Annotated in this window: 13 protein-coding genes; 4 read left to right on the forward strand and 9 right to left on the reverse strand. The window is 38.4% G+C overall.

Going from position 1 to position 12229, the window contains the following annotated elements:
* Positions 1–667 precede the first annotated feature (667 nt).
* A complete protein-coding gene (locus ACFVS1_RS20910) occupies positions 668–1777 on the reverse strand; it encodes a GerAB/ArcD/ProY family transporter (RefSeq protein ID WP_387550192.1) in 1110 nt (369 codons plus the stop codon).
* 591 nt (positions 1778–2368) lie between these two features.
* Here ACFVS1_RS20910 and ACFVS1_RS20915 point away from each other — a divergent pair.
* A complete protein-coding gene (locus tag ACFVS1_RS20915) occupies positions 2369–2731 on the forward strand; it encodes a hypothetical protein (protein ID WP_387550194.1) in 363 nt (120 codons plus the stop codon).
* 110 nt (positions 2732–2841) lie between these two features.
* Here ACFVS1_RS20915 and ACFVS1_RS20920 read toward each other — a convergent pair whose 3' ends face one another.
* The gene (locus ACFVS1_RS20920; RefSeq protein WP_387550196.1) at positions 2842–3036 is read right to left on the reverse strand and encodes a hypothetical protein; all 195 of its coding nucleotides are present in this window, start codon (positions 3034–3036) and stop codon (positions 2842–2844) included.
* A gap of 137 nt (positions 3037–3173) precedes the next feature.
* Positions 3174–3617, reverse strand: coding sequence for a cell wall hydrolase (locus ACFVS1_RS20925; RefSeq protein WP_352924929.1), 444 nt, complete (start codon positions 3615–3617; stop codon positions 3174–3176).
* A 493-nt stretch (positions 3618–4110) separates the two neighbouring features.
* Here ACFVS1_RS20925 and ACFVS1_RS20930 point away from each other — a divergent pair, with 493 nt between their 5' ends.
* Both ACFVS1_RS20930 and ACFVS1_RS20935 read left to right on the forward strand, forming a co-directional pair.
* The gene (locus tag ACFVS1_RS20930) at positions 4111–5292 is read left to right on the forward strand and encodes a YhgE/Pip domain-containing protein (protein WP_387550198.1); all 1182 of its coding nucleotides are present in this window, start codon (positions 4111–4113) and stop codon (positions 5290–5292) included.
* Positions 5293–5338: 46 nt separating this feature from the next.
* On the forward strand, positions 5339–5869 hold the full coding sequence (locus ACFVS1_RS20935; RefSeq protein WP_387550200.1) for a PadR family transcriptional regulator: 531 nt from the start codon (positions 5339–5341) through the stop codon (positions 5867–5869).
* 109 nt (positions 5870–5978) lie between these two features.
* Here ACFVS1_RS20935 and ACFVS1_RS20940 read toward each other — a convergent pair whose 3' ends face one another.
* Both ACFVS1_RS20940 and ACFVS1_RS20945 read right to left on the reverse strand, forming a co-directional pair.
* Positions 5979–6473 (reverse strand): DinB family protein, encoded by a 495-nt coding sequence (locus tag ACFVS1_RS20940; protein ID WP_352924932.1) that lies wholly within the window; start codon positions 6471–6473, stop codon positions 5979–5981.
* Positions 6474–6835: 362 nt separating this feature from the next.
* The gene (locus tag ACFVS1_RS20945; RefSeq protein WP_387550203.1) at positions 6836–7027 is read right to left on the reverse strand and encodes a hypothetical protein; all 192 of its coding nucleotides are present in this window, start codon (positions 7025–7027) and stop codon (positions 6836–6838) included.
* Between the two features lie 411 nt (positions 7028–7438).
* On the opposite strand from ACFVS1_RS20945, the gene brnQ reads away from it, so the two are divergent.
* Positions 7439–8773 (forward strand): branched-chain amino acid transport system II carrier protein, encoded by a 1335-nt coding sequence (gene brnQ / locus ACFVS1_RS20950; protein WP_352924934.1) that lies wholly within the window; start codon positions 7439–7441, stop codon positions 8771–8773.
* A 197-nt stretch (positions 8774–8970) separates the two neighbouring features.
* On the opposite strand, the gene ACFVS1_RS20955 is transcribed toward brnQ, so the two are convergent.
* The 4 genes from ACFVS1_RS20955 to sdaAB form a co-directional block, all read right to left on the reverse strand.
* On the reverse strand, positions 8971–9489 hold the full coding sequence (locus ACFVS1_RS20955) for a DinB family protein (protein WP_387550205.1): 519 nt from the start codon (positions 9487–9489) through the stop codon (positions 8971–8973).
* Positions 9490–9656: 167 nt separating this feature from the next.
* The gene (locus tag ACFVS1_RS26920; protein WP_230177757.1) at positions 9657–9815 is read right to left on the reverse strand and encodes a YuzK family famiily protein; all 159 of its coding nucleotides are present in this window, start codon (positions 9813–9815) and stop codon (positions 9657–9659) included.
* A gap of 316 nt (positions 9816–10131) precedes the next feature.
* Positions 10132–11007 carry an L-serine ammonia-lyase, iron-sulfur-dependent, subunit alpha gene (sdaAA, locus tag ACFVS1_RS20960; protein ID WP_387550207.1) on the reverse strand — a complete coding sequence of 292 codons (876 nt, stop codon included), beginning with the start codon at positions 11005–11007 and terminating at the stop codon, positions 10132–10134.
* Positions 11008–11047: 40 nt separating this feature from the next.
* Positions 11048–11710 carry an L-serine ammonia-lyase, iron-sulfur-dependent subunit beta gene (gene sdaAB / locus ACFVS1_RS20965; RefSeq protein WP_352924936.1) on the reverse strand — a complete coding sequence of 221 codons (663 nt, stop codon included), beginning with the start codon at positions 11708–11710 and terminating at the stop codon, positions 11048–11050.
* Positions 11711–12229 lie beyond the last annotated feature (519 nt).

Raw genomic sequence — 12229 nt, forward strand, 5'->3', positions numbered from 1 at the left:
GAGGTCGGGATAGTGATCCCTACCTTTTTTTTGCTGATATTAACTAACCTGCCTTAACTACATAATTGTGAATTGGATCAAAACTAAGATGATTGAAGATCTGTAATAGCTCATTTAAAAATAGACGCTTGCTTTGATGAGGCTTGGCAGACAGTCGGCGGAAAGGGAGCGGATTTCTGCAATCACCTGAAACTTTTTCTTGAAAAAACTGCACTGGTCTCATCCCGAATTATGTTTAAAACTAGTTTATCCTTTAAGTTTTTTCGGTAATCCTTATTGGATGGAAGAAATTTGCGACACTCCTGCCGAATAACTGGCTTGCCGAGACCCCACAGGCGCTTGAGCCGAGGAGGCGCTTGAGCCGAGGAGGCTTGGCAGACAGTCGGCGGAAAGGGAGCGGATTTCTGAAATCACCTGAAACTTTTTCTTGAAAAACTGCAGGCTGTTTTCATCCCGAATTATGTTTAAGACTAGTTTATCCTTTAAGTTTTTTCTGTAAACCTTATTGGATGGAAGAAATTTGCGACACTCCTGCCGAATAACTGGCTTGCTGAGACCCCACAGGCGCTTGAGCCGAGGAAGCTTGGCAGACAGTCGGCGGAAAGGGAGCGGATTTCTGCAATCACCTGGAACCTTTTCTTAAAAAAACTGCAGACACACTCTCTTTTCATAAATGATTATTGGATTTTGAACGTTTCCTCCTTTTTTTTATGCTTATTAAAACCAAAAGAAGCGGCAAGTATAAAACAAGGAAGCACACGCTGTATGGATTGATCATTTTATTTAATACATATAAGGAATCGACATCGAAAAAAAGTATATTGACAAGTAGTATGAGTATGGACATTACCCATAAGGGATACTTTTGCTGGACATTGAATAAGCGTTTGACACCCCTGCTGGCAGCCCATAAAGGAATGACCATGTTGGGAATGATGACGATGGCCCACCAAGAAACCAATATGTATTCAAACCGTTGAATAAAGGGCAATTCAATGACACTGCTCAATGAGAGTGTTGGCCATAGGGTAAGGACCAATTGTTTCTGTGAATAAAAGACTGTGGAAACAAAATAAAGTAATAGTAGCAATAACGTAGTGGTCAAGGCTCCTCCATGAGCATATTTTTGTGATGTTTCAGGATCTTTGATGAACGGATAATACATCAGGAGCATTTCAAAACCAAGCATTGATAATGAAGTACTTCTAGTTCCTTTCATTATTTCCATTAAAGTATGATCGAAAATGGGAAGAAAACTGGTGAAATCAGCGTACTTAAACCCATATAACGGTACAAATAATAGCCAGTATGAAACGATTACGGATAAAAAGGCGATACCCGTAATGGTTCGGAACCCTCCCGTAATGATGTAATAAATCAGAATCAGGAAAACCAAAGCAAATGCCCAAGAAGGTACCTCTTCAAACATCCAAACATGAATGACATTTATATAGCCGATAATGATCGTCATTCCAAGGACAAAGAAATAAATAATGAATAAAAGACTGAAGAAATTCCCTATCCATTTACCCAATGCATAATTATTAGCAGAAATGATATCACCAGGAACAAAGCTAAAAATCTTATATATAAGCCAAATTAATATATGAACAATCAGTCCTGCTAGTATGATGGAAATCCAGCCATCGGTCCCCGTCGCCTTAGCTAAATCTCTTTGAAAATTTAACACACCTAATCCATTTTGCATGGAATGCAGTAAAAAAAACACATAGAATGGCGATACCTTATACTTTTCATTCACACCAGCTTGGTTCATACAGGCCCCTCATTTATATCACTCGTATTTCCTATGTTAATAATCTGGCTCTAACAGGAGTAATTTATTCAAAGGGCCTACAACTGAAAGGAAGGTTACATTTCTAATTAAGTCGGTATACATTTCTACCATGTATTAGACCTAAAAAACTAAATCACTATAATTACATAAAAATACGGTGTGAAATCGAGAATTTTCGAATTTACACCGTTACGTCTTTTTTAAAGAATATCTCAATTAGATTTAAAACTTAGGAAACCATCGTCAACAGGAATTGTTTGACCATTAATTCCGCTAGCTCCTTCACTAAACAAGAACGCCATAATACATCCCGTAATATACACTGTGTTGGTCAACATCAATAACCCGATGATATGATTCTGGATCCATCTCCAAGAAAGGTTTTACCAGACCTATTCGGATAGTTGATATTGTATTAAGGGAAAGTACCGATGCTGCCCTAATAAAAATCCACGGTTCCTGATTACAGGAAAGCACGTGCACTGCAAGGATGTTTAAAAAAACGGACCATAGCACAATAATATAGGCAACGTATGTCTGTCTTTATTTCATCAAAGGAGGAGTATCCATTTGAAGATCTCTTCAATATCATTCAAAGAACCTCCAGTTTATCATGAATTCCCTCCTCTCTATGAAGGTTTAGGGCTGCCTGAGTTATCTTCATTCATTCAGCAACGATTTGAATTCACATATACCTTGGGGAAAGTCGAAAGAACGGGGCTTGGCAGCATTCGTTTTTATAAACGGCAGGGGGATTTCGAAGTTCTTATACCTGATAAGTTACCAGGAGTGGGAACAAAAAAGCTTCGGAATTTGAAGGGGTTGTTACTTGAGGAAGCCAAAACAACTTTCATCGAAAATATTGAATCCGAACCAGAAAAGCGGAAGGTCTTCTACGGAGAATTTCGTCGCCCTCGGAAAGACGCTGAATAGGTGTGCTTTTCCATCAACTGGCATCTGTTTGAGTAAAAGCATTGTTGTCTTTTTGAATTGATTTTTTAAAAAATTCCCACTAAAAAAGTTGCTGCAGCAACCTCCTTATTTTAATGATCCGTTTTATTTTCATTATCTAAATCATCATCAAAAAAAGACTTTTTATCTTCCTTAACTCCATACTTTTTTTCAAGATGTTGACCGATCATTGAATTGTTAATTCCTTTTCTTACTGCTGTTTCAATAACTATATAGAGAATGAATAACCCAACAGTAAAATAAACAAAAAATATAATAGCCTTCACTAAAAATCCCCCAAACAACAATCCATATTTCCTTTATTTTAAAATAAAGCCAATAATCACTTGTTAGAGTTCCCGTTTGCTGCATAAGAAAAGGAGCTGCTGATCTCAGCTCCTTGAAATAAAATAATAGCTCCCAGTCAACCTCCTGTATAAACACTTTCACATGTTCCAGGTTTTGGTTCATAGTAACAATGATTTTTAAATTGACCAGCAAAAGGTTGATCGTACCATGTTGGCGGGCATGGGGCATAGGGATTAAAATACCAAAGGGCATATTTCCCTGGGTGTTCTCTCCAATAATCCAAATTCTGTTTTGCTAATCTTTTTTCAGCAGATCTTGCTCTTTGATAAAATACATTACCTTTTTGAACAGCTTCAAAAGAATAATTTCCTCCTTGTATCTGAAAAATGACTTGTGGAATTGTTCTTAAATCTATAAAGTCTATACAATTTGCTTTAAGACGATTAACAATAACATTTCCAACATATAACATCCCTTGTTTTCCTTCACCTTCGGCTTCTGCTCTCATCATCCTTGCCATTAAGTCGACGTCTGAGCTCCGGTAACTTACTCGTGCCATTTTTCCACCCCAAAAATATCGTATGAAAAAAAGACTGCATTCATGTCATTGTTCATAAATTAAGATTGCTTAATTTTTAAAGCTTTTCCGCTTTCAAGTAAGATAAGAACTTAAAGACAGCTACTTTTTGAGTAATCACAGAAAAATTGTGCCGGCAGAGTAAATCAATAAGAGACACATAATTAACCGAAATGACTTGTCTCTTTGAGCATACTAATCTGCCAAGCTAAGAAGATATGCGGCACCGGCCATTTTAAAATATGGCTCCACGATAGGAATCCAAATGAACCCCCTCCCTAATAGTTACTCTCAACAAAGCAGAGGTTTTGACGTTCTGCTTTTGTTGGGATTTTTTTCATATACATAAAATTTTTCAATTGACTTTTTTAAAAAAATAAAATAAAATACAAAGTACTTCATTTAAACTACTCAAATTAGAGTACTTCGAATTGAGTAAAATACTAAAATTAAATTAAAAGGATGGATTCAACATATGAAATTTACTGCATTCTTAAAAACAAGAGGTGCAACTGCGGCAATCTTTATGGGGATTTTCTATGCAGTTGCCATGTTAGGCATCTTCTTGCCCGGTTATACAGCCATTCCAGGAAATGTCGATAAATTACCGATCGCCATCATCAATGATGATGCTGGTAAAAATGGAGCAATGATTGCCGAACAGTTACAAGAAAATTTACCCTTTAAAGAAATCGAGACGGATATAACAAATAAACAAGCCTTAAAAGAATTGGAACAAAATGATTTAGCATTAGTCGTACACATCCCAAAAACCTTCTCTGCCAATATCCAAAAAGGTGAAGCGTCATCAAGCATCGACTTTACAATAAATGAGGCAGGAGCAACAGTCGTTTCTTCTACCATGAATGCTATCGTAACTGAAATTAACAACCAGTTTAGCACTGAATTCTCGCAGCAAACAGCTCAGGGCGTATTGATGAACTTTAATGTACCAGAAAAACAAGCCGCTGAATTAGCGGAAAAGATTGAGAAATCATATGTAGGAAATGTCGTTACAATCAACGAAATACCAGATGGCATGAATCATAATATGCTGCCTATGTTCTTAACAATGGCCGGTTATGTTGGAGCGATGATCGGAGCGATGCAAATAGTAGGTGCATTTAGAGCCAGCCGCGGAAAAGCTAGTAAAACACGCTTATTCATTTATGTGCAATTGACTGCGTTATTGATTGCAGTTATTTCATCAGTCATTGCTGTAGGTGTAGCGTATTTAATTGATAAGCCAAGCGGTGACCTATTCTTCGGTATAGTAGGTCAACAAATACTAAACTATATGGTATGTTTTAATTTCACCGCGATTTTAATATTCTTATTTGGTGAAGGCGGCATGATTTTAAACTTACCGATTTTATTAATGCAAACAATAGCAAATGGTGCCACTATCACACGTGATATGATGTATTTACCTTATGAATGGATGAGCCACATTTCACCGATGTATTACTCGGTGCAAGCGTACTTTGCAAACCTATTCGGCAGCATCAGTCCAAGTCCGTATATTTGGTCAATGGCTGCAGTTGGTGCCGTTGCGATGTTAATTAATATGGCTATTGTCGCGTTTCTTCATAAACCGATGCCAGGACAGCTTACTGAAACAGAAGTTGAAAAGAATCCGGCTGAAATCACAGCTTAGGTTTTGCTACAATAAGGAGATAATACTTCTTAAAGGAGCGTAGAAAATGTCTATTCAAATTTTTATACTGAGCAAGCTGATGGAGGATAAAAACTATCCTTATAAATTAAAAAAGCAGCTTTCAGAACCCATTCCACTTGATCGCCTAGGAGGGTTAACGGAAAGTAAACTGTACTACCATTTTGAATCATTGGCAAAACAAGGTTTAGTCGAGCCAGTTGAAGTGATAAAAGAAGAACATCGGCCTGATAAACAAGTATTTGCGATTACGGCTAAGGGTCGTGAGGAACTACCCCAAAAAATCTATAAATTATTTGAAAATGCGGATGAAATGAAGGATATGATTGTAGGTTTAGCCAACATCAAGTATGTAGATCGGGATAAAGTAGTAGATATATTAGAAAAAAAAGTAAAGTCCATCAAAGCTTTTTGGGAGCAGCTTGGGAATTTCGAGCCAGAACCTAAAGGAAACGAGAATATTCGTGAATTTTTGGATGGCTATTTTTCGACCAGAACAGATCACACAATATATTGGTTTGAAGAGTTAATTAAAAGGATTAAGACAAAGGAATTGTGAGTTTACTTTTTTAAATAGATTTGTTGTTTTTCAGGTATAAAATAAGGGAACGTCCGATATGGACGTTCCCGTTCTTATTCCATTAAAGCCCCTTTTAATGGAATAATTTTTAAAAGATGCGTTTTCCTGCCCAAGCTCCTTGCATTTTACTTAGGAATACAATTTGCCCAATATGATAAGCGTCATGCATGGCTAAACTCTTCAGTTCAAGCACTAATGAATTATCTTCTCCTGGGATCTGTCTATACAAATCTTCATGTTCTGATTTTGCTAGTATTTTTCCAAGTTCACGATGAACATAAAAGTATTCTTGTTTTGTTTCCTTCCAATTTTCTAACGTCTCAGTTGGTAATCGAAATGTAGAATCATTGTTTTCTGCCTGTGGTTCATTCGCTGTTTCACCAAGAAATCGCATCAGAAATCTCTTTTCATAGAAAAGTAAATGACAAACTAATTCCCAAATTGAATTCATTTCCCCATCAGCTGGTTTCCAAATTGCCTGTTCAAATGTGATATTCTCTAGCACTTTTTCAAGTGGTGGAAACCAGTCCTCTTCATCTAAGCAGCTTGCCCATTGCTGTAACAAAAGGGTCTTTACATCCATTTTCTATTCCCTCCAATTTAATCCCTTTAATAGTAATCCTTTTAGTAAAAAATCATTTGCGGCGGTTATAGATAGCTATTAAACTGGCCCTTTAACGGAACAATGAATGTTCCGTTATTTGGAAAATTCTGATAACTCCATTTTATCATAAGTTTTGTTAACTGAGAAAGAAACTTTACGATAACCATTTTGGTTAGCGTAAAGTCAGCTTTTATATGTTTGACGGTCCAAAAGTATTGGAAGAGAATTCGATTAATAGGTACGAAACTCCTGCGGGAAAAGCGCGTCCAGGGGAGCCTCCTCTGCGCGCTTGCGCCTGCGTGGTCTCGCACCTTTCATTCCCATCAACTTTGTTTTGAAATTCAGATGATACCCCTTTTGTCTACTAACTCTAGAGCTGCCAAAGCAGCTCCCGCAAGTACCAATGAAGGCATTGAATAAAACAGCTTAAGAATTTGGGCATTATATTCATCTTCTGATAAATATCCTTTAATAATGTCTGCAATTTCATCAAAGGTTGGATTGGTTGGATCTTTAATGATTTTCGGCAGCATAATATCCTTTAAATAACTTTTCTGCCTCTTTAAATTTCACTATATTTTCCACTTTAATTAAGATCTTCATTGTCAATTCACCGTTTTCTTTGACCTACAGGCACCTGCACTTGAAAACACAACAAATAGCAACAAGAAGCTAAGAATTTTTTATTTCCCCCCCCTCATTTCCTTTAAATTTCTTCTATTCAAAATGAATTTCATTAGTATGAGCAGCTCTTAAATGTTCAAAATAAGGAAAGGGCGGACCACTGAGCATCACGGTAAAAAATAAAAAACAAAAAATATATTGAAATATCAATTTAATTTAGTTATAATACGATACGGTCTTAGTATTACTGTATATATAATTTTTAGAAAATTTAATAATTTTCTAAAATAGAAAATTTTGGTTTTTTCGGAGGGTTTATTTTGTCTAATAAGGTACCATCTTCATTTATAGTAGTGATTGGGTTCATGTTATTTGCCCTTTTCTTTGGAGCAGGGAATTTAATATTCCCGCCAATGCTTGGTCAATCAGCAGGTATGAATATCTGGTCAGCTAATGCAGGGTTTTTGGTCACAGGAGTAGGACTACCGTTACTTGGTGTGCTGGCACTCGGTTTTTCAGGAAAAGATGACTTACAATCATTAGCGAGCCGTGTCCATCCAGTCTTTGGTATTGTATTCACAACCGTTCTTTATTTAGCCATTGGTCCATTATTCGCAATGCCTAGAACAGGAAATGTTTCTTTTGAGATCGGTGTAAAACCTTTTTTGCCTGAAGATTCAGGTCCATTGCCTTTACTTATTTTCACCATCATCTTTTTTACAGTTTCGTGCCTTCTTTCGCTCAATCCTGCGAAAATTGTCGAAATTGTGGGGAAAGTTTTAACACCCATCAAGTTGACGTTCATTGGTATCCTGGTGGTAGTCGCTTTCGTTAATCCAATCGGAGATTTTCAAGCACCTGCCGAGCACTATATGGTACAACCATTTTTCAATGGGTTCAGAGAAGGATATTTAACGATGGATACTCTTGCATCTTTTGTTTTTGGCATCATCATCATTAATGCCATCAAAGAAAAAGGTGCTAAAACAAAAAAACAAATAATGATCGTTTGTGGAAAAGCGACTGCCATTGCGGCCGTTATCCTTGCTACCATTTATACAGCTCTCTCTTATATGGGTGCTTCAAGCGTTGGGGAACTTGGACGCTTGGATAATGGAGGCATTGTCTTGGCAAAAGTCTCGGATTATTACTTTGGAGCATATGGCGGGCTATTATTAGGATTAATGATTACAGTGGCTTGCATAACGACAAGTGTAGGACTCATTACATCTTGCTCGACGTACTTTCATAAGTTATTTCCAAATCTGTCTTACAAAACGATTGCCATAAGTTTATCCATATTCAGTGCAATCATTGCCAATATTGGACTAACCGAGTTGATTGCCATTTCAGTACCTGTTATGACAGCCATTTATCCATTAGCGATTGTTTTGATTTTCTTAACATTTCTTCATTCTTTATTTAAAGGAAGACCTGAAGTTTATCAAGGCAGCTTACTTTTAACATTCATCGTCAGTTTATTTGATGGATTAAATGGAGCAGGTGTACACATTTCATTCATCAATGATTTATTCACTGCAATACTTCCTATGTATGAGGCAGGACTAGGATGGGTCATCCCTGCCATTGTTGGAGGATTCATTGGGTATGCCAGCAGCGTCTTAAAGTCGAAATTCAATCACCAAATAGATTAATGATAAATCAGTCCAAGCAAATTGACTGTAGACAAAAACTCGAGGAAAAGCGAGTTTGTCTACAGTTTTTTTCTTTGATAAACGTTTTCAAAAATCCGCTTTCTATCCGCCGGCCGTCTGCCAAGCAGTTTTTCGGCAGATTTGTCGACAAACGGATATGAATAGCAGGCCACTAAAAATCACATTTCTTTCACTTCTTATTCATTCCGTAATTTCCTCAGCAACTGAAAAATCTGTCCTCGATGATGTGATTCATGTTCAATCAAATGATAAACGACCCATTCAGGCGTTACGTCATATTGTTTAAGTACCCTGGGTTTACGCCAATCCTTTAGGTCCATTGTGCAAAAGTTTGAAAGAAATACTTCACGCACCTTATTGAGACGGTAGAAATGTTCTTCTAATGTTTGTCCTTCAATGTGGTTTAGGGAGCCATCTTCAGCACGGCATCCCAATGGAAACAACGCGCGTATTTCCGAATCCCATTTCGAAACAAGGACCTCCTCGTATAACCAATCTGCCTCTATCAGAGCTATGTGATAGAGCAACGAGCCAATCGTTTGCCTTTCATCAATTTTCGAATCAAGTATATTTTGGCTGATTCCAGTTAATTTCGTTATAAGCGTACGGCGAACATCCTCTAAACACCATAGCGACCGCCCAATTTCTTCTTCATATCCCGGTAATGCAGATACTAGTAATGTTCTTCTCTCCACTAAGATCAATCCTCCTCTACATCAACGTACATTCTATTTAAAAGTGTTGTTTCCTTCTTTTTAAGTGGAAAATTACCTTTTAGTGCAGGACAAAAAGAGCAATCTTAAAGATTGCTCTTTCGCTTGTTCAAGATTTTTTCTTTTTATGTTATTCGATATCCTTTAAATTAACTACCCAAAAAAAGATTGGCTCTCATCTCGTCTGATATACGCCTGCTTTTTAGATAATCCTGTTCCCGTTCTTGTTCTACCATCATGCGCTGCTCCAGTTTTTGAGCGTATAGTGCATAGCCGATTCCATGAGCCTGAAACATCGCTTTTTCCATTGCCGACGTGTACGTTAATTCGAGAAAATTAATGAAGAATCAATCCTTCCCATAGTGAATTTCGTACTCATCTTATCATTGAATGTGATAACTCACAAAGTTGCTACGGCTCCATATTCACTGATAATTCAGAATTTTATACGACTGTTTCCATCTCCGTGTCCATAAACGCCATATCCCTCCGTCTTCCTCTAATTTCCTTTTTCCATTCACTAAAAGATACCCTTATTTTTGGGCAGGCTGAGGGATTGGAGTTGTTTTTTTAAGACAAATTAAAAAACCCATTAACAAATCTGTTGTTAATGGGACTGAATGTTTATTTATATGAACCGAAAATTTCCTTTGCCAATCTACGCCCAGTAGGAGTCGCGGCCAGGCCGCCCTCTGCCGTTTCACGAAGTGCAACCGGCATGGTCAATCCTATTTTATACATGGCATCGATAACTTCGTCACATGGAATGCGGCTCGTAATGCCTGCAAGCGCCATATCAGCTGCCGTTATCGCGTTGGAGGCACCCATTGCGTTACGTTTCACGCAAGGAACTTCGACCAATCCAGCCACTGGATCACAAACCAGTCCAAGCATATTTTTCAATGTGATCGCCATTGCTTCTGCGGCTTGGCTTGGCGTACCGCCGGCCAGTTCTACTATCGCAGCCGCGGCCATTCCACTTGCTGAGCCCACTTCTGCTTGGCAGCCACCAGCCGCCCCGGAAATGGAAGCATTGTTTGCCACCACGAACCCGAAGGCAGCGGAAGTGAAAAGAAATTCGATCATCTCTGCCCGGGTCGGGTTTAATTTTTCTTTCACGGCAAATAATGTGCCGGGAACAACGCCAGCAGAACCAGCAGTCGGAGTGGCACAAATCATTCCCATTGCAGCATTCACTTCGTTTGTTGCAACAGCTTTACTGACGGCATCCAATAATAAATTACCTGCCAGTGCCTTGCCCGACTTGATATAATTTTGCAAAAGAACGGCATCTCCGCCCGTAAGGCCTGTAACGGATTGCACCCCTTTCAGGCCTCTTTCCACCGCTTGTTCCATCACTGTCAAATTCCTGTCCATCTTTTCAATGATCTGTTCTCTCGACAGGCCCGAGAACTCCATTTCTTGTAAAATCATGATTTCCGCGATTTTTACCTTTTTACTTTCAGCAAGTTCAACCAACTCTGCTACATTTCGGAACATGTTTTTACCTCCATATCTATGCCAACACTTTTAATGATGATCACTCTACCATCCTTATGACTTGCGACACATTTTCCAATCGTTCCATTTCCTTCATGACATCGCTCTGGATTTTCTGGTCGACTTCAATAACCATGAGGGCCATTTGACCTTTTTCCTTCCGTGAAACTTCCATATGGCCAATGTTAATTTCATGATTCGCCAATACTGTCGAAACGGAAGATATGATTCCAAACACATCGTTATGCACAACTAAAATGGCTGGGTTTTCACCCGACAATTTAAGCTTGAAGGTATTTAGCTCCGTTATTTCTATCGTTCCGCCGCCAATCGATATCCCAACAAGTTCCAGTTCTTTATCTTCGTCGAAAAGCCTGATTTTGACTGTATTAGGATGATCCATCACGGTATCCTCGATTGTAAAGGAAACGTCCATACCGGCTTCTTCCGCTATCGTTAAAGAGGCAGGGATTCGTTCATCATCCGTATCGAAATCCAATATCCCGCCTACGACAGCAACATCCGTACCGTGTCCCCTATAAGTTTTTGCAAAAGAACCATATAAAGAAATAATGGCTTTCTTCGGTTGCTTTCCAAATAATGTCCTTGCTACCCTGCCAATTCTGGCAGCTCCTGCTGTATGTGAGCTTGAAGGTCCAATCATGACGGGACCGATTATATCAAATGCAGATCTGTATTTCATCGTGTAATGCCCCATTTCTGGCAATATATTTTTTAACCGTCTTTTAAGTGTGAGTGAAGAGCAAAAAGCGGCATATTTACTATATTAAAATATTTTTTTCATTCCTGCAATGAAAACCCTTTCATCGCATATCCCATATTAACATATATTACATAACATACCTACCAAAAATTCTTTATTATTAAACGCGAAATCAATATTTAATTTTTCAGTATTTTAAGATAACTACTCATCAGTAATTAACTTTTTGAAAATCATGAAAATGGCAGCCTTTTGCCGACCTACACCCACTCAATTCGACCGTTCACGCCTTTTATTCGACCTACACCCACTCGATTCGACCGTACACGAAGTTTATTCGACCTACACCCACTCGATTCGACCGTTCAAGCACTTTATTCGACCTACCACCCACTCGATTCGACCGTTCAAGCACTTTATTCGACCTACCACCCACTCAATTCGACCGTTCACGCAGTTTATTCGACCTACACCCACTCGATTCGACCGTTCACGCAG

The organism is Peribacillus sp. NPDC058075 (assembly GCF_042885195.1).
Classification (GTDB): domain Bacteria; phylum Bacillota; class Bacilli; order Bacillales; family DSM-1321; genus Peribacillus.

Excerpts from the sequence above, each read along its gene's own strand:
- ACFVS1_RS20935 (WP_387550200.1), top strand. The coding sequence starts at position 5,339 with ATGTCTATTCAAATTTTTATACTGAGCAAGCTGATGGAGGATAAAAAC.
- sdaAB (WP_352924936.1), bottom strand. The coding sequence starts at position 11,710 with ATGAAATACAGATCTGCATTTGATATAATCGGTCCCGTCATGATTGGA.
- ACFVS1_RS20945 (WP_387550203.1), bottom strand. The coding sequence starts at position 7,027 with ATGCTGCCGAAAATCATTAAAGATCCAACCAATCCAACCTTTGATGAA.
- ACFVS1_RS20910 (WP_387550192.1), bottom strand. The coding sequence starts at position 1,777 with ATGAACCAAGCTGGTGTGAATGAAAAGTATAAGGTATCGCCATTCTAT.
- ACFVS1_RS20930 (WP_387550198.1), top strand. The coding sequence starts at position 4,111 with ATGAAATTTACTGCATTCTTAAAAACAAGAGGTGCAACTGCGGCAATC.
- sdaAA (WP_387550207.1), bottom strand. The coding sequence starts at position 11,007 with ATGTTCCGAAATGTAGCAGAGTTGGTTGAACTTGCTGAAAGTAAAAAG.
- ACFVS1_RS20925 (WP_352924929.1), bottom strand. The coding sequence starts at position 3,617 with ATGGCACGAGTAAGTTACCGGAGCTCAGACGTCGACTTAATGGCAAGG.
- ACFVS1_RS26920 (WP_230177757.1), bottom strand. The coding sequence starts at position 9,815 with ATGGAAAAAGCGATGTTTCAGGCTCATGGAATCGGCTATGCACTATAC.
- ACFVS1_RS20940 (WP_352924932.1), bottom strand. The coding sequence starts at position 6,473 with ATGGATGTAAAGACCCTTTTGTTACAGCAATGGGCAAGCTGCTTAGAT.